This is a genomic window from Pararhizobium sp. LjRoot235, assembly GCF_964254145.1.
GTDB lineage: Bacteria > Pseudomonadota > Alphaproteobacteria > Rhizobiales > Rhizobiaceae > Pararhizobium.
Genome location: NZ_CAXUSP020000001.1, coordinates 2,004,594 through 2,026,554 on the forward strand (window position 1 = coordinate 2,004,594; position 21,961 = coordinate 2,026,554).

The 21,961-nt window shown below is 61.1% G+C and carries 17 protein-coding genes, 1 pseudogene and 1 riboswitch; of the genes and pseudogenes, 11 read left to right on the plus strand and 7 right to left on the minus strand.

Annotation, left to right across the window (positions count from 1 at the left end; all coding sequences use genetic code 11):
- Window positions 1-72: 72 nt before the first annotated feature.
- From ACSQ2Z_RS09545 to ACSQ2Z_RS09560, 4 genes are all read left to right on the plus strand, one after another.
- On the plus strand, window positions 73-777 hold the full coding sequence (locus tag ACSQ2Z_RS09545; protein WP_436080979.1) for a ferredoxin: 705 nt from the start codon (window positions 73-75) through the stop codon (window positions 775-777).
- A 61-nt stretch (window positions 778-838) separates the two neighbouring features.
- Window positions 839-1,591: a phosphodiester glycosidase family protein gene (locus ACSQ2Z_RS09550; RefSeq protein WP_436080980.1), complete on the plus strand. Its 753-nt coding sequence runs from the start codon at window positions 839-841 to the stop codon at window positions 1,589-1,591.
- Between the two features lie 74 nt (window positions 1,592-1,665).
- Window positions 1,666-2,187 (plus strand): RNA polymerase sigma factor, encoded by a 522-nt coding sequence (locus tag ACSQ2Z_RS09555; RefSeq protein ID WP_436080981.1) that lies wholly within the window; start codon window positions 1,666-1,668, stop codon window positions 2,185-2,187.
- Window positions 2,184-4,238, plus strand: a complete 2,055-nt coding sequence (locus tag ACSQ2Z_RS09560; RefSeq protein WP_436080982.1) for a vWA domain-containing protein — start codon at window positions 2,184-2,186, stop codon at window positions 4,236-4,238. The genes ACSQ2Z_RS09555 and ACSQ2Z_RS09560 overlap by 4 nt, the downstream gene beginning before the upstream one ends.
- A gap of 12 nt (window positions 4,239-4,250) precedes the next feature.
- On the opposite strand, the gene ACSQ2Z_RS09565 is transcribed toward ACSQ2Z_RS09560, so the two are convergent.
- From ACSQ2Z_RS09565 to ACSQ2Z_RS09590, 6 genes are all read right to left on the minus strand, one after another.
- On the minus strand, window positions 4,251-4,595 hold the full coding sequence (locus ACSQ2Z_RS09565) for a hypothetical protein (RefSeq protein WP_436083038.1): 345 nt from the start codon (window positions 4,593-4,595) through the stop codon (window positions 4,251-4,253).
- A gap of 181 nt (window positions 4,596-4,776) precedes the next feature.
- Entirely contained in the window at window positions 4,777-5,793 is a 1,017-nt protein-coding gene (gene bmt / locus ACSQ2Z_RS09570; RefSeq protein WP_436080983.1) for a betaine--homocysteine S-methyltransferase, read from the minus strand.
- Between the two features lie 75 nt (window positions 5,794-5,868).
- Window positions 5,869-7,140, minus strand: coding sequence for an O-antigen ligase family protein (locus tag ACSQ2Z_RS09575; protein ID WP_436080984.1), 1,272 nt, complete (start codon window positions 7,138-7,140; stop codon window positions 5,869-5,871).
- Between the two features lie 238 nt (window positions 7,141-7,378).
- Entirely contained in the window at window positions 7,379-8,431 is a 1,053-nt protein-coding gene (locus tag ACSQ2Z_RS09580; protein ID WP_436080985.1) for a quaternary amine ABC transporter ATP-binding protein, read from the minus strand.
- Window positions 8,424-9,332: an ABC transporter permease gene (locus ACSQ2Z_RS09585; RefSeq protein WP_436080986.1), complete on the minus strand. Its 909-nt coding sequence runs from the start codon at window positions 9,330-9,332 to the stop codon at window positions 8,424-8,426. Before ACSQ2Z_RS09585 ends, ACSQ2Z_RS09580 begins: the two co-directional genes overlap by 8 nt.
- Before the next feature lie 315 nt (window positions 9,333-9,647).
- Window positions 9,648-10,646: an ABC transporter substrate-binding protein gene (locus ACSQ2Z_RS09590; RefSeq protein WP_436080987.1), complete on the minus strand. Its 999-nt coding sequence runs from the start codon at window positions 10,644-10,646 to the stop codon at window positions 9,648-9,650.
- 691 nt (window positions 10,647-11,337) lie between these two features.
- Here ACSQ2Z_RS09590 and ACSQ2Z_RS09595 point away from each other — a divergent pair.
- From ACSQ2Z_RS09595 to cobO, 6 genes are all read left to right on the plus strand, one after another.
- Window positions 11,338-11,562, plus strand: coding sequence for a hypothetical protein (locus tag ACSQ2Z_RS09595; RefSeq protein ID WP_436083146.1), 225 nt, complete (start codon window positions 11,338-11,340; stop codon window positions 11,560-11,562).
- Between the two features lie 236 nt (window positions 11,563-11,798).
- Complete coding sequence (locus ACSQ2Z_RS09600; RefSeq protein ID WP_436080988.1) at window positions 11,799-13,253, plus strand: cobyric acid synthase; 1,455 nt, start codon at window positions 11,799-11,801, stop codon at window positions 13,251-13,253.
- A 50-nt stretch (window positions 13,254-13,303) separates the two neighbouring features.
- Window positions 13,304-13,701, plus strand: a riboswitch (cobalamin riboswitch).
- Window positions 13,702-13,843: 142 nt separating this feature from the next.
- Window positions 13,844-14,368: a bifunctional adenosylcobinamide kinase/adenosylcobinamide-phosphate guanylyltransferase gene (gene cobU, locus ACSQ2Z_RS09605; RefSeq protein WP_436080989.1), complete on the plus strand. Its 525-nt coding sequence runs from the start codon at window positions 13,844-13,846 to the stop codon at window positions 14,366-14,368.
- Window positions 14,369-14,371: 3 nt separating this feature from the next.
- Entirely contained in the window at window positions 14,372-15,436 is a 1,065-nt protein-coding gene (gene cobW, locus ACSQ2Z_RS09610; RefSeq protein WP_436080990.1) for a cobalamin biosynthesis protein CobW, read from the plus strand.
- 185 nt (window positions 15,437-15,621) lie between these two features.
- Window positions 15,622-19,722, plus strand: coding sequence for a cobaltochelatase subunit CobN (cobN, locus tag ACSQ2Z_RS09615; protein ID WP_436080991.1), 4,101 nt, complete (start codon window positions 15,622-15,624; stop codon window positions 19,720-19,722).
- Window positions 19,723-19,767: 45 nt separating this feature from the next.
- Entirely contained in the window at window positions 19,768-20,412 is a 645-nt protein-coding gene (gene cobO / locus ACSQ2Z_RS09620) for a cob(I)yrinic acid a,c-diamide adenosyltransferase (protein ID WP_436080992.1), read from the plus strand.
- Between the two features lie 12 nt (window positions 20,413-20,424).
- Here cobO and ACSQ2Z_RS09625 read toward each other — a convergent pair whose 3' ends face one another.
- Entirely contained in the window at window positions 20,425-21,210 is a 786-nt protein-coding gene (locus ACSQ2Z_RS09625) for a TSUP family transporter (RefSeq protein ID WP_436080993.1), read from the minus strand.
- A 333-nt stretch (window positions 21,211-21,543) separates the two neighbouring features.
- Between ACSQ2Z_RS09625 and ACSQ2Z_RS09630 the strand changes: the two are divergent.
- Window positions 21,544-21,954, plus strand: a pseudogene (locus ACSQ2Z_RS09630) (cobalamin biosynthesis protein); the annotation flags it as partial.
- Between the last annotated feature and the right edge of the window lie 7 nt (window positions 21,955-21,961).

Sequence of the window (21,961 nt, forward strand, 5' to 3'; positions counted from 1 at the left end):
GGCGCAGGTCGCTGACCTCATCCAGAAGGAGGTCTGGCGTCCGCACTACGACAGGCGGGGGCCCAAGCCAAAATGAGCGGCCCGCTGAAATCATCGGATGATGTTTTGAAGAAACTCCGTGCGGTCCTTGAACCGCACGGATTTTTTTTGCGCGGGGTCGTCAATTTCGCCGAGGGAGACAAGGCGCCAGTCCTCAACGACGGACAGGCGGCTGCAAGTATCGTCCTGCTCGGGAATATCGGCAGTTCCATCTGGCCGGCGTTCGAACGCTGGCGCGACGTGCCTGCGAACAAGGACGCGCAGAACCCGCTCGATACCTGGTCGAAAGCCGTGATCGAGCCGGTCGCGCGAGACGTTGGCGCAACTGCGTATTTCCCGTCCGATCCGCCGTGGCAGCCCTTCCAGCAATGGGCGATGCGCGCCGAGGATCTACGGCCGTCGCCTCTCGGCATCCTCATTCATCCGGAATACGGCCTGTGGCACGGTTACCGCGGTGCGCTCGGCTTTGGCCGCGTTCTTCCTGCCATGCCGCCAGCGCCCCATGCGCATCCCTGCGACACTTGTTCCGGCAAGCCCTGTCTGTCGGTCTGTCCCGTGGCTGCCGTGCTGGCTTCCGGATTTCAGATTTCGCCCTGTCGCGCACATCTGGGAACAGCGGACGGGCAGGCCGGGTGCATGGCAAGCGGATGTCTCGCCCGCAATGCCTGCCCGGTCGGGATGCAATACCGCTATCGGCCGGAACAGCTGTGCTTTCATATGGCCGCCCTGAGTGTGTAGCATTTCCACCGTCAGTTTTTGTCGCCGGGCAGACTCGCATGCTGCGTGAAAAGGGATTTAGATGTTCCGCAATTTGCGTATCGGACTGGCCATGACTGCTTATGCTTCGTTCGCTGACGATGCGGCCGCCTGCCGTAAGGTGATGCATTTGACCCAGGCGTACGCGGTTTGCAGCTTTTCCCCTGCCGCGAGCGAAATCCGCATTTTCCATCGCGGCCGTGACGGTCTGCCCTATGCCGGTTTCGAAAACCTCTCCCGCGACCTGAGACAGGAGGGCGAATATCTCGAATTTGCGATGAACGGCGGCATGTACGAATCGGATCTCAGCTCCGTCGGATTGCTGGTCACTGATGGCGTCGAGCGCAAGCCGATCGATCGCGGCAAAAGCTGGGGCAATTTCTATCTGAAGCCGAACGGCGTTTTTTTCCTGCAGGATGACCGGTCAGGCGTGATGGAAACCGAGGCTTATGTCGCGGCGGGGGTAAAACCGGATTTTGCGACGCAATCCGGCCCGATGCTCGTCATTGAGGGGGCGCTGCATCCCGCCTTCCTGCCGCAAAGCGACAGCCTGCAGATCCGCAACGGCGTCGGGGTCGCCCGTGACGGAAAGGCGGTTTTCGCCGTTTCGCTGGAACCGGTGCGCTTTCATGATTTCGCGACGCTGTTTCGCGATGAGCTTGATTGCGCCAACGCGCTTTTTCTTGACGGATCGATCTCCAGCTTGTTCGCGCCCACTCTGAACCGCTACGACAATACCTATCCGATGGGGCCGATCATCGCCGTGACAAAAAAAGAGCCCGGCGCGCAAAAATAATTTGCGCGTCGCCCCAAAGGATCGGGCCACGCGGAACGTCTCAATAGCAGTTGCAACAAATCCGGGCCGATGACTTGGACGAAGAGCTGATCGAAAAGGCGCAGAGAGGCGATCGGAATGCCTTCGGCCTGCTCGTCGAAAGACACTATGATTTTGTGCATTCCGTTGCCTGGCGCTGGTCCGGCAATGTCAGCGATGCCGAGGATATCACGCAGACGGTTTGCGTGAAGCTCGCTAATACGATCCGGACCTTCCGTGGGGCCAGCCGGTTTCGAACCTGGCTCTATGCGCTGACGCTGAACACGGCGCGCGACCATCAGCGCCGCCAGGCGCGAGAGCGGCGCAATGCGGCGGGTTTTTTCGCCGATCCGACCAGCACTGCAGCCTATGACAATCACGATCAGGTCGAGGCGCTCTGGGAGGCGGTGCGGCAATTGCCCGACAAACAGGGTGACGCGGTCCTCCTCGTCTATGGCGAGGGGCTCAGCCATTCCGCCGCGGCCGATGTGATGGGATGCTCCGAGGCGACGGTATCATGGCACGTGCATGAGGCTCGTAAACGCCTGAAGATCCTGCTCGGCAGGGAGATGGTATGATGAACGATGAACTGAAGAATCTTGGCCACATGACGCCGCCGGCGCCGTCTTCCGAAGCGCGGGGCCGGGCGCTGTCGCGTGCGATGCAGGCGTTCGACGCGGCGGAAAATAATTCGATTATCACCCAAGGAACCGCCGAGCATCGGCGTCAAAGCTCCATATTCAACAGGCTATGGAGCCCCGTCATGAACAGGAAATTTCTCGCAGGTTCGGCGCTTGCCACATTGCTCGTCGTGCCTGCTGCTGCTTTTCTTACGCTAGAACTGACGCGCAACGGGTTACCGGTGGAGACGGGCGAGCAGCAGATCGACGTGGTCGGCAAAGATGCATTGAAGGATTCAGAGACGAAGGGCGCTATTGCCGTGAAGCCCGCGACGGATGTCGCAGCGGACAAACAGTTGACGCCGGAAGCCTCAAGCGCGGTGGCAGAAACTCAGGCGGAAATCGTCGCGAAAAGAGAAACCGGCATTGTGGCTGACGACGCTTATGGAATTGCGGGCAAACGGCATGCTGCTCCATCTCCGGCGGGTGGGATTGAAATGTTGGCTGGCGGCTCTGCCATGCGCACCATGCCCGCACCGTCCATCGTCCCAAGTGACATCGTGCTTCCTCAGGAAGAAAATCGCGATCGCTTTACGTCGGGCGATACCAATCCCGTCAAGAGCGTCGCGACCGATCCGGTTTCGACCTTCTCCGCGGACGTCGATACCGCCTCCTATTCCTTCGTGCGCAAGGCGCTGATGGCCGGAGAGATTCCGGACCCTGACAGCGTGCGCGTAGAGGAGATGATCAATTATTTCCCCTATGACTGGCCGGGTCCGGAAAGCGAAGCCGAGCCATTCAAGGCGACCGTCACCGTTGTGCCAACGCCGTGGAATGCCAATACGCGGCTGATGCATGTGGGGATCAAAGGCTATGATGTCGCTCCGGCAACGGCGCCGCGCGCGAACCTGGTGTTCCTGATCGATGTTTCCGGCTCCATGGACGAGCCCTACAAGCTGCCGCTCCTGAAAAGTGCCTTCCGCCTTCTGGTCGACAAGCTGAAGCCGGAGGATACGGTCGCGATCGTCACCTATGCCGGCAATGCCGGCACGGTGCTCGAGCCGACCGCCATCAAGGACAAGGCAAAAATCCTTGCGGCGATCGACACGCTCCAGCCGGGCGGTTCGACTGCGGGTGCGCAGGGGCTGGAGGCGGCCTACGATCTGGCAGAGCGGGCCTTTATCAAGGGCGGCGTCAACCGGATCATGCTGGCGACCGACGGCGATTTCAATGTCGGGCCCTCCAGCGACGCGGAACTGAAAGCGGCGATCGAACAGAAGCGCAAGAGCGGCATCTTCCTTTCCGTCCTCGGCTTCGGTCGCGGTAACTACAATGACGCGTTGATGCAGACGCTGGCGCAGAACGGCAATGGCACGGCAAGCTATGTCGATACGTTGGCCGAAGCGCAGAAGTCACTGGTGGAGGAGGCGGGGTCTTCGCTCTTCCCGATCGCCAAGGACGTGAAGTTCCAGGTCGAGTTCAATCCGCGTGAGATCGCCGAATACCGGCTGATCGGCTACGAGACCCGCGCCCTGAAGCGCGATGACTTCAACAACGACAAGGTGGATGCCGGCGATATCGGCTCCGGCCACCGCGTGACCGCGATCTACGAGATCACGCCGAAGGGCAGCCCTGCGGTCTTGAACGACGACCTGCGCTATGGTGCTTCGCCGGCGGCGCAGCAAGCCGAACCGGCGGAGAAATCCGGCGAACTGGCCTTCCTGAAAATCCGCTACAAGAAGCCGGACAGCGACACAAGCAACCTGATCACCACGCCGGTCACTGAAAAAAATGCCGTGCCGTCACTGCAGCAGGCCGGGCAGGACGTCCGATTCTCGGTCGCGGTCGCGGCCTTCGGCCAGAAGCTACGGGGAACGGACGCCATATCCGCCTATCCCTACGGTTCGATCCTTGATCTGGCCGCGGGGGCCAAAGGTGAAGACACCTACGGTTACCGCGCCGAGTTCCTCAATCTGGTTCGCCTGGCAAAGAGCCTTGGCGGCGAATGAGGCAGCGAAAGGTCAGGCTTTCGGGTAGGCTCTTTCAAGGCCACCCGACCTGACCAGCCCGGCCCTGAAAGCCTGGTAAGCGGCGTGCTGACTGGAGCGCGCCGTTTCCATTAGGCGGATCTGCAGCCGGGCAGGGGCGTTCGCACCCAGCCATTCGCCCAGTTTTTCGAGCTTGAGCGAATTCAGCAGACGTGCTTCCGCGGCAAGGCTTAAGTGCCGGTACAGTCCCTCGATCAGATTTTCATCCTGTGCGGCATTTTCCATCAGGAGCTTCAGGTAGGATTGGTCGCTCTCGCCGAGGGCTGCGAATTTTTCTGCAACGGAATCGCGGTCCGGAAAAGTTGCTGCTGCCTGCATCTGGTCGTCTCTCGTCATATTCGTCTTGTGATGGGACCAGCGTCTAGCGGATCAGGCTGGGGCAAAACTGGATTCGACGGGATCGCGGGATGCAACTGTTGTGTTGCGGGTTGGGCTGATATGCAAAAGGGCTCGGGAACCGTCCGGTCCCAAGCCCTTCCATCGCATTTCGTTTTGGCGCTTATCCCCGGCGGCGGCCGCGTTCGCGCACTGGCGCCGAAGGCACTTCATTGGCGGTTTTGTTGCGCATCGGGCCGATGCGTTCGATGATGGTTTCGACCGTCGGCCGCTCGCCCGGTATATAGGTGTCGAGCGCCACGCGCATCGCCGCCAGATGTTCGCAGGAAGTCCCGCAGCAGCCGCCGATGATCCGGGCGCCGGCGTCGCGGGCAAGGCGCGCATAGTCGGCCATCAGCGGCGGTGTGCCGGAATAGTAGATTTCCGACCCGCGGAATTCCGGGATGCCGCAATTGCCCTTGACGATGATCGCTGCAGCCGGGTTGGCCTCCGTCATGTCCAGCAGCGAGGACAGGATGTCCGAGGCGCCGACGCCGCAATTGGCACCGGTGGCGACCGGGCCATCGCCGATATCCCTGGCAACGCCGTGAATATCCTTCGGATGGAGGCCCATCATCGTCTTGCCTGCTGTATCGAACGATCCGGTGTAGACATAGGGAAGCCCAACCTTGACAGCAGCTTCTGCCGCCGCGCGAATTTCGTCGGGTGAGGACATCGTCTCGATCCAGGCGACTTCCGCGCCGCCGGCCTTCAGGCCTTCGATCTGCTCGACGAAGGCCGCGACGGCATCGTCGTAAGTCATGGCACCGAGCGGTACCAGCAATTCCCCGGTCGGGCCGACGGAGCCGGCGGTGATCACCTTGCGTGGCGCCTTGTCGGCAACAGCGCGAGCGATTTCCGCAGCCCGTTTGTTGAGGTCGTGGACGCGGTCCTGTGCCTGGTGCAGCTTGAGCCGGTGGCGCGTGCCGCCAAACGAATTGGTCAGGATGATATCGGCGCCGGCATCGACGAAGTCCTGATGCAGCTTGGTGATGTTTTCAGGCTTGGCCTCATTCCACAGTTCCGGTGCTTCGCCAGCCTCGAGACCCATCGCAAACAGCGAAGTGCCGGTCGCGCCATCGGCGAGCAGCACGCCCTTGGCGTTGAGAAGGTCGGAAAGCGGATTGGCTTGCGCGGTCATGGTGGATTCCTGATTTAATCGTGTGGTACAAGCATATAAAGATATCTTTATGTGATTGCAATGGGCTCGCTTTGATCAGTGCGGCATCCGCACGCCCATTCGCGCCGCAATTCCCAAGCCGAAAACGGCCAATGCCGTCATGAGCCACATCGGATCGGCGCGGTTGAGCAGGAAACTTTCCATCATGCCGTTATAGGTCATGAAGATGATGACCATGATGCAGAAGTCCGCGAAATGACGGCTCGCTGCCTGTCGGGTCGCGCGCATATAGTCGTAGAGCGGCTTGGCGAAAAGCAGGACGATCATCGACAGCCCGCCCGGCAAGCCGAAGGTGAGAACAGCATCGAGATAGCTGTTGTGGCCTGAGACGATGCCGCGCACGTCCCAATTCGCCTCGAAATTTGCTTCCAGGCCGCGAATGATCGGCGACAGCCAGAAACTTGCGTAACCGTGGCCGCCCCACAGGTGATCGGCAATACTTGCGCTTGCAAACTTCCAGATGTCATCGCGTCCGGTGAAGGTCGGATCTTCGAGCAGCGCAGTGGTGATCGACAGGAACAGGTTCGAATAGATGGTGCCGAGCGTCAGGCAGAAAATCAGAATCGAGAAGAGAAAGTGGGCAAAGACCGTCAGGCCTGGCTTGCCGACCGCACGTCCGCCGAGCACCAGCATGATTGCCAGCGGCAGGAACCCGATCGTGGTCTTCGAGCCGGTGTGAAGCACGAAGTTGGCGGCAAGAAGGGCGATCAGCAGGCCCCGCACGGTGGCGCCCGCCCGTAGGCAGTAGATGCCGAACATGCACAGTACGGAAAACACCGGAGCAGTGACGTTCTTATGGATCAAGTGTCCCTTCCAGAAGCCTGCATGCCACGGTTCAGAACCGGTGGCGGTGTGAATAGCGATGCCGGGTGCGAGGACGAGTGCCGCGTAGTCGACGAGGATCAGAAAGAGGATGGCGTTTGCGCCGGCATTGACGAAATCCTTCTCGCTGCGCGGCAGGACCAGCACGCCAGCCACCAGGATCATCGCCACCAAACTCAACATCAGGCCGCGGGCTGATGCCGTCGGATCGTAGGATTGCAGGCAAGACAGGAAGGCGATGGCGAAGACGGCAACCCATGTCGGCGACACGATCCGCTTCAACACGCGCCTGTCGACGATCAAAAGCATGGCGAAAAGATACAAGCCGCCGAGGCCGAGGTAGCCGAGCTGATTGACGATATTGCCTTCGTTGGCTTTAGTGGGGTCGAGGTCGTAGGTGCCCTGAAACGGAATGAGCGTGAAGGCGATCAGGAACAGGCCGGCACCGGACAGGAAGGCGGCCACTTTTCGCGTGATCCGGGCCATGAAAAAGCCCGCGCTCCCCATGGGAGGAATGGCAAGGCGGTGAAAATCCCGCGACGCTGTCGAAGCATGATCCTGCATCTCATCGGCCGGATTGAGGAAGGCGCCGCGGCGCGACCGCCCGACGGATGGGCGTTTCTGATACCATGACGGTTTATGGTTAAATCGAGGTGAATGGCAGGCCCAACAAAAAAAAGCGCCCGTTTCCAGGCGCTTTGCGGTGCTCCACGGCGGTTTGTGATCATTCCGCCGCCTGGGGCACCTTTTCGTGGCTGATCGGCGTCACCATGGCGGAAATGATCGTGCCGAGGTCGATCGATCCGACCGCTTTGCCGTTGGCATCGACGACATGCGCGATGTTCTGGTTGGCGACGGTCATCATCCGCGCAGCACTTTCGAGCACGGTCCCGACCACGACAGGCACGCCTTCCGGAATGCCAGACAGCGGCCTCATGATCGTTTCGACATTGATCACGCGGCCACGGTTCACTTCCTTGACGAAGGCGGTGATATATTCGTCGGCCGGCTTCAGCACGATGTCCTGGCCCGTGCCCTGCTGGATCACCTTGCCGTCGCGCAGGATGGCGATCTTGTCGCCGAGTCTCAGCGCTTCGTCGAGATCGTGCGTGATGAAAACGACTGTCTTCTTCAATTCCTTCTGCAGGTCGAGCAGGACGGTCTGCATGTCGACGCGGATCAGTGGATCGAGCGCTGAATAGGCCTCGTCCATCAGCAGGATGTCGGCATCGTTGGTTAGCGCCCGGGCCAGGCCGACGCGCTGCTGCATGCCGCCGGAAAGCTGGTTCGGGTAGTGGTTCTCGAAGCCATTGAGGCCGACCCTTTCGATCCAGCCCTGTGCCCGCTTGCGGCTTTCCGCATCCGGCACACCTTGGATTTCCAACCCGTAGATGGTGTTCTCGATGACTGTGCGGTGCGGCAAGAGTGCGAACTTCTGGAACACCATCGCCGTCTTGTGGCGGCGGAATTCGCGCAGGTCGTTTTCGTTCATCTTGCAGACGTCGACGCCGTCATAGAGCACTTCGCCTGCCGTCGGATCGATCAGGCGGTTTATATGCCGGATCAGGGTCGACTTACCGGAGCCGGACAGGCCCATGACCACCATGACGCAGCCGGCAGGCATGGAGATGTTGATGTCCTGAAGTCCGAGCACATGGCCGTGCTTCTCGTTCAGTTCGCCCTTGGTCATTCCGGCCTTCACCCGGTCGATGAAGGCGCTGCCGCGGGGCCCGAAGATCTTGTAGAGGTTCTTGACCTCGATTGCATGACTAGCCATGGACTACCTCCGAGTGCTTCTGCAGCCGCTTGCCGTAAGCTTGGCTGGTGCGGTCAAAAATGATGGCAATCGCGACGAGCGCGAAACCATTGAAGAAGCCGACGGTGAAGAACTGATTGTTGATCGCCTGCAGCACGTTGCGGCCGAGACCGCCGACACCGACCATCGATGCGACCACGACCATGGCCAGCGACATCATGATGGTCTGGTTGATGCCGGCCATGATGGTTGGCAGAGCGAGCGGCATCTGGACGTTCTTCAGCCGCTGCCAGGGCGACGAGCCGAAGGCGTCCGCGGCTTCGAGCACCTCCTTGTCGACGAGGCGAATGCCGAGGTTGGTCAGACGGATCATCGGCGGGACGGCATAGATGACGACGGCGATCAGGCCGGGAACCTTGCCGATACCGAAGATCATGACGACCGGGATCAGGTAGACGAAGCTCGGCATCGTCTGCATGACGTCGAGAATCGGGTTGATGATCGACTGCACTTTTTCGGAGCGGGCCATGACGATCCCGATCGGAATGCCGACGAGGATGGCAATCAGCGTACAGACCGTGACCATGGCCAGCGTGATCATGGTATCGTTCCACAGGCCGACAAAACCGATCGCGAGCATGGATACGACGGTGCCGATGGTGATGCGCATATTGCGGCTGCCGTAATACACAATCACGACCATCAGGGCGATGATAACGATCCATGGAGAACTGACGAACAGCCTTTCAAGATAGTTTAGAAACCATTGAAGCGGCTGGACAAGCACGTCGATGGCGGTGCCGTAGCTGCGGACAAGGCCTTTGAAGCCTTCGTCCACGCTCTTGCGTGCCATGCGAATTGTCGTGTCGTCGATCGCCGGAAATTTACAAAGCAGATCTGGCAAGTAACTGCATATTGCCATGTCGTTCCCCTTTTAACCGGAAGTTTTATCGTGCCGGCCACGTCATCGAACCTGTTCAAGGCTCGCGCGCGGACTTGGGTGGTCTCTGCGGACCCCGGCATTTTGAGAATATGACAAGTTTCGCCGCAAGCGACTATGCCGTTTGCGACGATCTTCGTTTTCACATTCGCATTTGGTGAAACACCAGCGGCATCTTCACGCCGCCGGATATTGGCCGTCTTTCCTCCGGTCGCCGCTCTGCTGCGTTGGCGGATCATTCAGGTGCGTCGTGAGTGAGACAGCGAAGCTTGACGCTCCACTGCCCATCGGCATGGCCTAGAGGGCGGCCTTGACTTTCTCCGCGACGTCAGGCGCGACCCACTTGGTCCACATGTCCGGATAGTTTTCCAGGAAGTACTTGGCCGCGTCTTCGTTCGTGCCCTGGTTTTGATCCATCCAGGCAAGGACCTTGTTGACGGTGCCGTTGTCCCATTGGCGGGTCTTCACATAATCCATCGCGACGCCTGCCTTCTCCGAGAAAGCCTTGGTCACGACCGTAAACACGTCGGAGCGCGGATAGGAATTGACCTTCGGATCCGGGCAATCCGGAACCGCGGTGCAGGCATCCCAGTTGGCCTTGTCGTGGTCGACGCCGAAGCTCAGGCGCGTCATCTCGTATTTGCCGAGGATGGCGGTGGGTGCCCAGTAGTAGCCAAGCCAGCCGCTTTTCTTTTCGAAGGCGTTGGAGATAGAGCCGTCAAGGCCTGCAGCCGAACCCGTGTCAACCAACTCGAAGCCGAGCTTTTCCGCGCCAAGCGCCTTGTAGAGGTTCGCCGTGGAAACTTGGCAGTTCCAACCCGACGGGCAGTTGAAGACCGCGCCCTTGGACGGATCTTCCGGCGCCGGGAACAGCTCCGGATGCTTCAGGGCGTCCTGGACTGTCTTGATGTCGGGATTTGCGTCGGCGATGAACTTCGGAATCCACCAGCCTTCGACGCCACCTTCGCTAAGCAGCGGTGCGGCTTCGATCAGGCGGCCTTCCTTGATGGCTGCGTCGAGAGATGTACGCACGGCATTGACCCACAGTTCGGGCGCCATGTCGGGCTGGGCCTTCTCGTTCATGGACGTAAATGTCGGCATGGTGTCGCCGGTGACGAGCGTTACCGTGCAGCCGTAGCCGCTTTCAAGGATGAACTTGTCGACATGCGCGGCAACGCCGGCCGATGCCCAGTTCATTTCTGCGATGCTGACTTCGCCGCATTCTGCGGCCTGCGCCGATCCGGCCATAGCGTAGAGGCCGGCGGCGAGAATGGTGGAAGCGAGGAGCTTCTTCATGTTTTAAGACCTCCCAGTCTTAGATGCAGCCAAAAATGTTTGGGGCGGACCAGAATACTGCAGTCCTGGGCGCCCAATCGTTAAGGTCGAAGCAGGCAGGGGCTTTTTTGAGATAAAGGCCAGTCTTTTATCCCCGCTGCAACGGTGTTCGAGTTTCTCGCCTGACCGTAGACCGTAGTCTCCAGTCATCTCTCTTTTTACCGTTGCGGGCAGCGTAAGTATTCCTCCGGAGAAATCAACCTCCGCGATCGCCCGGCAATGTTTTTGACGTGCGAGAACGCAGGCCCAAGCTGTTGAAGTTTAACCAGATGGGCAAGATTTTTGTGCAAATTCCGCCGTCCTTGGTGGAAAATTAGCACTGCTTCACAAAGCGTCCCTAGGGCGCGTTTTATCACAGACAAATTGTGTTCCGTATGCGCCTCTGAAATGTTTTTTTGAGAGCACGAAAAAAATCTCAAAAAATACAGAATTCACCTTTGGTTAAGGTCTCACTAACCATCCGGTAACACTGTCAGGCTAATTGTCTCCGTGCGGCGAGGGAGACTTGCCGCCCGGCCGGATCAGGTATTGCGTCCCGGGCCGGAGCGTTCTGCGGGTGTAGGCCGCAGAAGCCATGCGTATATTGGCAGGCCGCACAGTTCCGAGAGGGGCGGGTGCGGTTTTCGCGTTTTGGGCCAGGAAAATTTCGAGCGTGCATTCCGGCAAAAGAAAAACCGCGCCGGTGGTGCGGCGCGGTTTAAGTCGTCGTCCGGGAGGAATGGATCAGCCGACGCTGCGCGTCCGGATGAAACCGAGCGGGCCGAACGGTGCGGGCATTACGGTATTGCGAATGCGCGACTGGCTTTCCGGTGCCTTGGAATTCCAGGCGATCTGCACGAAATTGGGCTTGCTGAAGATGAACAACATCTGGGAGTGACCTCGGGTGTAGAGCGCTTGCGCTCCGTGATCTGATTGACGCTCATATACGCCTGTTCTTGCGCGCCGCAACAATCGTTTTCGCCGTGTGATGTCGTTTTCCGGATAGTCCGGCGGTGAAGTTGTACAAGGCTTGATGCGTTCTGCAATACGGCGTGAAAGGGTGGCGGAAAAGGCGGCAAAAATGCGGCAAAACATGGCTTTGCTTGTGGCGGCTGCAATGCTAGACGAGACGTCATGACAAAGACGATCATGCTTCAGGGAACCGGCTCCGATGTCGGAAAAACGGTACTCGTGGCCGGCCTTTGCCGCCTCATGGCCAATCGCGGGGTAAAGGTTGCCCCCTTCAAGCCGCAGAACATGTCCAACAATGCTGCCGTTTCGGATGACGGCGGCGAGATCGGTCGTGCCCAGTGGCTGCAGTCGATGGCCGCGCGAATACCATCTTCGGTTCACATGAACCCGGTTCTCCTAAAACCCCAGTCTGAAACCGGCAGCCAGATCATCGTGCAGGGCAAGGTGGCAGGGCAAGCGAGAGGACGGGACTATCAGGCCCTGAAGCCGAGGCTGATGGCCGCCGTCATGGAAAGCTTCGAAACGGTCGGCGCCGGGCGTGATCTTGTTGTCGTTGAGGGGGCAGGATCGCCCGCCGAGATCAATCTTCGTGCCGGCGACATCGCCAATATGGGCTTCGCCACCCGCGCCAACGTTCCCGTTGTGCTTGTCGGCGATATCGACCGCGGTGGTGTCATTGCATCGCTGGTCGGCACCCACACGATCCTGTCAGATGAAGACCGGCGGATGATCAGTGGCTATATCATCAACAAGTTCCGAGGCGACGTTTCGCTTTTCGACGATGGGATCAAAGCTGTCCAGGGCTTCACCGGTTGGCCGTGTTTCGGCGTCGTGCCGTGGCTGAAAAGTGCAGGCCGGCTGCCTGCCGAGGATTCCGTCGTCCTGGAAAGGCTGGCGCGAGGTGGCGGCAAGGCGCTGAAGGTTGCCGTCCCCGTGCTCTCGCGCATCGCTAATTTCGACGATCTCGACCCACTGGCCGCTGAACCGGAGGTCGATCTGGTCTTCGTCCGCGCTGGAGAACGCATTCCGGCCGATGCCGGTTTGGTGGTCATCCCGGGCTCGAAGGCGACGATCGCCGATCTCTCCGATTTTCGCGCTCAAGGATGGGACCGTGACCTTCAGGCGCATGTGCGGCGCGGCGGCCGCGTCATCGGCATCTGCGGCGGCTACCAGATGCTCGGCGACCGCGTGACCGACCCGCACGGCATCGAGGGAAATGTGGGCGAGATCGAGGGCCTGGGCCTTCTTTCCGTCGAAACAGAAATGGCGCCGGAAAAGACGGTGCGCAACAGCCAGGCCCGTTCGGCCATCTATGATGTGGCTCTGGGGGGCTACGAAATCCATTTGGGCCGGACGACCGGATCGGACTGCGCTCGTCCTGCCGTGATCATCGACGGCCGGGCGGACGGTGCCGTCTCGGCGGACGGCCAGGTCAGCGGCACCTATCTGCATGGGCTCTTCACCAGCGACGCCTATCGCGCTGCGCTTCTCAAAAGTTTCGGCATCGAAGGCGGCGGCGAAAACTATCGTCAGTCCGTTGATCGGGCGCTCGATGATGTCGCAATCGAACTGGAAGCCGTTCTCGACCCGCGATGGCTCGATTCTCTGATGCCGTGACGTTTTCGTGGCGGCCGGTGTTTCAATTGACAGGGTTCAACCGAGCGCCTAATCATCAGCCATTGGATGGTTCCCGGAGCGGCGTTCCGGTTCGGGAGTAAATGGGAATGTGAAGGAATGGACCCAAGCCGGGCATTCTTATCGCAGCCGACCCCGCGACTGTAGAACGGTCAGGGTTCGCCATCCGGGAAAGCCGGTATTCGGACAGGCCGCGCGGTGCGTCCTGCGGAATGGCCGGTCCAACCGGAGAAGCCACTGGAGTGGCATCATGATCAGCCGGGGCCGGACGCCTCTATTTCTACGAATCGTCCACCTCTTCGTGATGCCCGTCGATTGCGGTCACGCAATCTGGCGCGAAAACTTCGGGAAGGCGAGGCGGACCCGTTCGGGCCTTGAAAAGGTCCGTGACGCCGTGAGCCAGGAGACCTGCCATCCTTAAGGGCATCGTGCCCGATCCAGGGAGAGACGCTCCCGATGCCAGCACGGAGGTTGTCATGGCTTTTTCGTTCCGTTTCCCCAGCGGCCATTCTTGCGTTTCTCGCCTCAGCGCCTGCGTATTTCCCGGCGAACATTAAGGCTGGGATCGTTCCATGACATCGACGACAGCGGGACCTGTGCTGGTCCTTGGCGGCGCCCGTTCAGGAAAATCCTCCTTCGCCGAAAAAATCGCGATAGCGTCGGGTCTCGGCATGCATTACGTCGCGACCGGAAGGGCCTGGGACGGCGAGATGCAGGCAAGGATTGACGAGCATCGCGACCGGCGGGGGCCGGATTGGCAGACGCATGAGGAGCCTCTTGAACTCGCCGCCTGTCTAAAAGCGATCGACGCGCCCGACCGTGTCATCCTGATCGATTGCCTGACCCTCTGGGTCACCAATCTCATGATGGAAGACCGCAATATGGCGGCGGAATTTCAGAACCTGGGCGCATGGCTGCCGCAGGCGCGGGCGCGGCTGGTGTTCGTTTCGAACGAGGTCGGGCTCGGCATCGTGCCGGAAAACCGCATGGCGCGCGACTTTCGCGATCATGCCGGCCGGTTGCACCAGTTCATTGCGGAGAAATCCGCGGAAGTCTATTTTATCGCGGCCGGATTGCCGCTGAAAATGAAGGGTTAATCCATGACTACAGCGAAAGCCGCCCACGGCAAGATCCCGGCAACCGTCATCACCGGCTTCCTTGGCGCCGGCAAGACGACGATGATCCGCAACATTCTGGAGAATGCCAACGGCCGGCGTATCGCGCTGATCATCAACGAGTTCGGCGACCTCGGTGTCGATGGCGACGTGCTGAAGGGCTGCGGCGCCGAAGCTTGCAGCGAGGACGACATCATCGAACTGACCAATGGCTGCATCTGCTGCACCGTCGCCGACGATTTTATTCCGACCATGACGAAGCTGCTCGACCGGGAAAACCGCCCGGATCATATCGTCATCGAGACGTCCGGTCTTGCGCTGCCGCAGCCGCTGATCGCCGCCTTCAACTGGCCGGATATCCGCAGCGAAGTCACCGTCGATGGCGTCATTACCGTCGTCGACAGTGCTGCGGTTGCCGCCGGCCGGTTTGCCGATGACCACGACAAGGTCGATGCCCTGCGCGTCGAGGACGACAATCTCGATCACGAAAGCCCGATCGAGGAGCTGTTCGAAGACCAACTCACAGCCGCCGACCTCATCGTTCTCAACAAGACCGATCTGCTCGATTCGACCGGCCTCGCCTTCGTCCGCAACGAGGTTGCCGCCCGCACCAGCCGTAAGCCGACCATGATCGAGGCGAAGAACGGCGAGGTCCCGGCCGCCGTGCTCCTTGGTCTCGGCGTCGGCACCGAAAGCGACATCGCCAACCGCAAGTCCCATCATGAGATGGAGCATGAGGCGGGCGAGGAGCACGATCACGACGAGTTCGACAGCTTCGTCGTCGAACTCGGTCAGATCGCCAATCCGGCCGGCTTCGTCGAAAAACTGAAGACCGTCATCGCGGAACACGACGTCCTGCGCGTCAAGGGCTTCGCCGACGTGCCCGGCAAGCCGATGCGCCTCCTGATCCAGGCCGTCGGCGCTCGCATCGACCAGTATTTCGACCGCGCCTGGGCGCCGGGCGAGACCCGTGGCACCCGCCTCGTCGTCATCGGCCTGCACGATATGGATGAGACGGCCATGCGCGCCGCGATTGCAGCGGCGGTTTAGAGAATGGTGATTGCGGCATACCCCCCTCTGTCCTGTCGGACATCTCCCCCTCAAGGGGGGAGATTGGCTGGGGCAACCTCGCGTTCAAAAAAGTTGCGTGGTTATAGGTTCCGCTTGCTCCCGATCTCCCCCCTTGAGGGGGAGATGTCACGCAGTGACAGAGGCTTCGGCCCCCGGAGAATGTCATGCATCTTCTCCTAGCCCAAAAAGGCACCATCTCGGATGGTGAGGAAGCGATCGACCTCGGCCAGTCGCCTGCCGATATCCTGTTCCTGTCCGCCGCCGACACCGAGCTTTCGGCGGTCGCCGCCGCGCACCGGACGCGGCAGGGCAAATCCAGCCTGCGGGTCGCAAGCCTTTTGACCCTGAAGCACCCGATGTCGGTCGATACCTATGTCGAGCGCACGGCACGGCACGCCAGGTTGATCATCGTCCGCCCGCTCGGCGGCGCCAGCTACTTCCAGTATGTGCTGGAAGCGCTGCATGCCGCTGCCGTCACGCACAAATTCCAGATCGCCGTCCTGCCTGGCCATGACAAGCCGGATCCCGGCCTGGAACCGTTTTCGACGGTTTCCGCCGAGGACCGCACCCGGATGTGGACCTATTTCACCGAGGGCGGTGCCGACAACATGGCGCGGCTGCTCGCTTATGCCGAGGCGCTGATCGGCGGTTCGGAGAAACCGGAGCCTGCCGCGCCGTTGCTCAAGGCCGGTATCTGGTGGCCGGGCGAAGGTGTTATCGGCGTCGAGGGATGGAAGAAGGCGGTTGGGTTCGTCACGAGTGGAGAGCTACCCCCCTCTGTCAGCCTTGTTGACATCTCCCCCACCAGGGAGGAGATTGACCCGTGGCAACTGGGGCAGCCTGAAGCAAATTTCGAGATTGTTGCAAGTCCATTGGAAGGGGGAGCTCGCGCTCCAGCAATCTCCCCCATTGAGGGGGAGATGCCCGACAGGGCAGAGGGGGATAAAGCCTCCACCCATCCGAAAGCGCGAAACGGTACGCCCATCGTCGCCCTCTGCTTTTACCGAGCCCTCGTCCAGAGCGGCGAAACCAAACCCGTCGAGGCCCTGATCGAAGCGCTCTCCGTCGAGGGAATGATCGTCCTGCCGGTCTTCGTCTCGAGCCTCAAGGACGCCGTGTCGATCGGCACGCTGGAGGCGATCTTTGGCGAGGCGCCGCCGGACGTGGTCATGAACGCCACCGGCTTTGCGGTATCGGCGCCGGGTGCCGACCGCCAGCCGACGGTGCTGGAATTCACCGACGCGCCTGTCCTGCAGGTCATCTTCTCGGGCTCGACCCGGAAGGCATGGGAAGCCTCGCCCCAGGGTCTCATGGCGCGCGACCTGGCGATGAACGTGGCGTTGCCCGAGGTGGATGGCCGCATCCTGTCGCGCGCGGTCTCGTTCAAGGCGGCCGCTGTCTACGATCCGGATGTCGAGGCCAATATCATTGGCCACGAGCCTCTCGAAGACCGGATCGCTTTCACTGCGAAACTGGCGGCCAACTGGGCGAAACTGCGCAAGACCGCGCCGCGCGATCGGCGGGTGGCGATCGTCATGGCGAATTATCCGAACCGTGACGGACGGCTCGGCAACGGTGTTGGATTGGATACGCCGGCCGGGACGATCGAAGTGATGAAGGCCATGGCCGCCGGTGGCTACGAGATCGACAATATCCCGGACGACGGTGATGCGTTGATCCGCCACCTGATGGCGGGGCCAACCAACGCAGCGCGCTCGGATTGCGAAATCCGTGAGACAATTTCGCTCCATCAATACAATGCCTTCTTCTCGTCTCTTCCAGTTCCGATTCAGAATCAGGTCGTTGAAAGATGGGGCAAGCCGGACGCCGACCCGTTCTTCGGCGACGGCCGGTTCGCCCTGCCGCTCGCCCGGTTCGGCGAGACCCTGGTTGGCATCCAGCCAGCACGCGGCTACAATATCGATCCGAAGGAAACCTACCATTCGCCGGACCTCGTGCCGCCGCATGGCTATCTTGCCTTGTATGCCTTCCTGCGGCAGGAATTCGGCGCCCATGCCATCATCCATATGGGCAAGCACGGCAATCTCGAATGGCTGCCGGGCAAGGCGCTGGCGTTGTCCGAAACCTGTTATCCGGAAGCCGTCTTCGGGCCGATGCCGCATCTCTATCCGTTCATCGTCAATGATCCCGGCGAGGGCACCCAGGCCAAGCGCCGCACCAGCGCCGTGATCATCGACCATCTGACGCCGCCGCTGACCCGCGCAGAATCCTACGGACCGCTGAAAGACCTTGAGGCGCTGGTCGACGAATATTACGACGCGGCCGGCGGCGACCCCCGACGCCTGCGGCTCTTGAGCAAGCAGATCCTCGACCTCGTGCGCGACATCGGGCTCGATCAGGACGCCGGCATCGCGCGCGCGGACGCCGAGGACAAGGCGCTCGAAAAACTCGATGCCTATCTCTGCGACCTCAAGGAGTTGCAGATCCGCGACGGCCTGCATGTCTTTGGCGTTGCGCCCGAAGGCCGGCTTCTCACCGACCTGACAGTTGCGCTGGCCCGCGTACCGCGCGGGCAGGGTGAGGGCGGTGATCAGAGTTTGCAGCGGGCGATTGCGGCGGATGCCGGGTTGGCGCGCGCAGCATCGATCTCCCCCCTTGAGGGGGAGATGTCCGACAGGACAGAGGGGGGTAAAGCCTCCGCAAACTCAGACGCCGCGGTACCCCCCTCTGTCGGCCGGGCCGACATCTCCCCCTCAAGGGGGGAGATCAACCCGGGGCGAGCTTTCGACCCGCTCGACTGTGTCCTCTCCGATCCCTGGACCGGTCCGAAGCCTGCGATCCTGGCCGAGCTCAGCGATACCCCTTGGCGCACCTCGGGTGACGCCGTCGAGCGCATCGAGCTTCTGGCAGCAAAATTGGTCGCCGGCGATCTGCCGTGCCCTGAAAGCTGGACGGCAACCCAAGCGGTCCTGCAGGACGTCGAAGCCCGCCTGAAACCGTCGATCGTCCAATCCGGTCCCGCCGAGATCGCGGCACTGATGACCGGCCTCGACGGTCGCTTCGTTGCTCCGGGCCCCTCCGGCGCGCCGACACGCGGACGGCCGGATGTCTTGCCGACCGGCCGCAATTTCTATTCGGTCGACTGCCGCGCCGTGCCGACGCCGGCGGCCTTCGAACTCGGCAAGAAGTCTGCCGAGCTCTTGATCCGCCGCTACCTCCAGGACCACGGCGAATGGCCGACCTCCTTCGGCTTGACGGCCTGGGGCACCTCGAACATGCGCACGGGCGGCGACGATATTGCGCAAGGCTTGGCGCTGATCGGTGCCAGGCCGACCTGGGACATGATGTCCCGGAGGGTGACGGGCTACGAGATCGTGCCGCTTGCTGTGCTCGGTCGTCCGCGCGTGGACGTGACCCTGCGCATCTCCGGCTTCTTCCGCGATGCGTTCCCGGATCAGATCGCCCTGTTCGATAACGCGATCCGAGCCATCGGCGCGCTTGAGGAAGACGATGCCGACAATATGATCGCGGCCCGGATGCGGTCGGAAACCGTGCGGCTTGAGGCGGCGGGCGTTGCGCCGAAGGAAGCCGCGCGGCGCGCCTCCTACCGTATCTTCGGCGCCAAGCCCGGCGCCTATGGCGCAGGATTGCAGGCCTTGATGGATGAAAAGGGTTGGGAAAACCGCGCCGATCTGGCCGACGCCTATCTCACCTGGGGAAGCTATGCCTATGGCGCCGGCGAGGACGGCAAGGCAGAGCGCGGGTTGCTGGAAGCAAGGCTGAAGACGGTCGAGGCGGTGGTGCAGAACCAGGACAACCGCGAGCATGACCTGCTCGACAACGACGATTACTATCAGTTCGAAGGCGGCATGAGCCTTGCTGTCGAACAGACGAGCGGAACCCGTCCGTCGATTTACCACAACGATCATTCCCGCCCGGAAAAGCCGGTGATCCGCTCGCTGGAGGAAGAGATCGGCCGGGTGGTGCGCGGCCGCGTCGTCAATCCGAAATGGATCGCGGGCGTCATGCGCCACGGCTACAAGGGGGCGTTCGAGATTGCCGCGACGGTCGACTACATGTTCGCCTTCGCGGCGACGACCGGGGCCGTGCGCAGCCACCATTTCGAGGCGGTCTACCAGGCCTATGTCATGGACGAACGCGTCCGCCAGTTCATGGAAGACAAGAACCCGGCGGCGTTTCGCGAGATGACCGACAAAATGCTGGAAGCGATCGACCGCGGCCTGTGGTCGCCGCGTTCCAATTCGGCGCGTTTCGAACTGCAGGGCCGGGCGGCCGCGGAATAAGTCAATGCCCGTCCCCAAGACAATCAAATTCGGAGAGGACACACCATGAGCGAAGACGATCTGCCAACGACCGAGACGGGCCCCGTCCATGACGAGGCGCGCCATGCCATGAAAATGGCGAAGAAGAAGACCGCGCGCGAAAAGATCATGGCGACCAAGACCGATCAGAAGGGCCTGATCATCGTCAATACCGGCAAGGGCAAGGGCAAGTCGACGGCCGGTTTCGGCATGATCTTCCGCCACATCGCCCATGGCATGCCCTGCGCTGTCGTCCAATTCATCAAGGGAGCGATGGTGACGGGCGAGCGCGATCTGATCGAAAAGCATTTTGGCGATCTCTGCCAGTTCTACACGCTTGGCGAGGGCTTTACCTGGGAAACCCAGGACCGCGCCCGCGATGTTGCCATGGCTGAGAAGGCCTGGGAAAAGGCCAAGGAACTGATCCGCGACGAGCGCAATTCCATGGTCCTGCTCGACGAGATCAACATCGCCCTTCGCTACGACTACATCGATGTCGCCGAGGTCGTGCGTTTCCTGAAAGAAGAAAAGCCGCACATGACCCATGTCGTTCTGACCGGCCGCAATGCCAAGGAAGAACTAATCGAGGCGGCCGATCTCGTTACCGAAATGGAATTGATCAAGCACCCCTTCCGCTCCGGCATCAAGGCGCAGATCGGCGTCGAATACTGAGCCTTTCCGCTCTCACCATCCAAGCCAGATCCGGAGCGGATGGGCCGGATCTGCCAGCAGCCTGATCGCCAGCGCGATGCAGGTGACGACCAGGAGCGGTTTGATGATGTTCGCGCCATTCTTCATGGCGAAACGCGAGCCGACCTGCGCGCCGGCGAACTGGCCGGCGCCCATCAGGAGGCCGACTTTCCAGAGGACTGCGCCATAGAACAGGAAGACGACCAAGGCACCGATATTGGAGCCGAAGTTGAGGAATTTCGTGTGCGCGGTTGCCTTCAATACGCCGAATCCGGCAAGCGCGATGAAGGAAAGCATGAAGAACGAACCCGTACCCGGGCCGAAGACGCCATCGTAGAAGCCGATCGCGGGTACCAGCGTCAGCGAAAACAGGAAGGGTGTCATCCGCTGCGCCTTGTCGGCATCGCTGAGGCTCGGCTTGACGGCGAAATAGAGCGCGATCGCCACCAGCAGGAAGGGCAGAACCGCCTTCAGGACGTCGCCCGGCACCACCGTTGCCAGAATGGCGCCGAGCGCCGCTCCCAGCGCCGATATTACTGCCATCGGCAGCTGTTTGCGAAGATTGACATGACCGTGCCGGGCATAGGCAAGGCTTGCCGAGCCCGAGCCGAACAGCGACTGCAGCTTGTTGGTGCCGAGCGTTTCGAGCGGCGGGATTCCGGCGATCAGCATCGCCGGAATGGTGATCATGCCGCCGCCACCGGCGATCGAATCGATAAATCCGGCGAGAAAGGCGGCGGCAAACAGCAAGGCGAAGAGTTGGGGGGCAAGATCGTGCAAGAGAGACTCGCGAGAGGTGGGAATTCAGCCCTGTTTGTCAGACGTCGAACGGAAATGCAAAGGTCGCCGCACAGTGGTTCGGGGCCAAGCAGTCGCTTTCTACGCCATGGCGTTGGCCGCATGCCGTATGACGCAATCCGGTTTGACCGGCCGGATGCCGTTCGGTAAAAAGAATGGACGTGCGACGGCGCCCATCATGGTGGGCTGAAAGAGCGTCCGGTGCGGCCGACCCATCCAGGGGGCTTCATCCGGTGCTGTCCAGACCGCTTCGAAGCTCTGTGGCGTCGAAGGCCCGCGTATCGTGACCATACGGCGTGGGAGGCCTTTTTTCTGATGCATGTGAATACCGGCAATCCGGCGGGTGTTGCGCCGTTTTTTCTCGGCCTTGGCTGCGAGCGCGGCACACCGTCTGAAGAGGTGATCCGGCTTGCCGAAGAGGCGATGGCGGCCGCCGGGATCGATCGCCATGCGCTTGCCTGTGTCGCGTCTCTCGATGCGCGCGCAGAGGAGCCGGCGATGATTGCCGCGGCCGCCCATTTCTCCGTTCCCTTCCGGGTCTTCGATGTTCAGACGCTGGAGGCCGAAGCCACGCGGCTGAAGAATCCCTCGGAAATCGTTTTTGCGCTGACTGGCTGCCACGGTGTGGCTGAGGCTGCGGCGCTGGCGGCGGCGGGCAAGGCGAGTTCGTTGATCGTGCCGAAGATCAAATCCGCCATGGCAACCGCTGCCGTTGCCGGCGGCGCGTTTATCG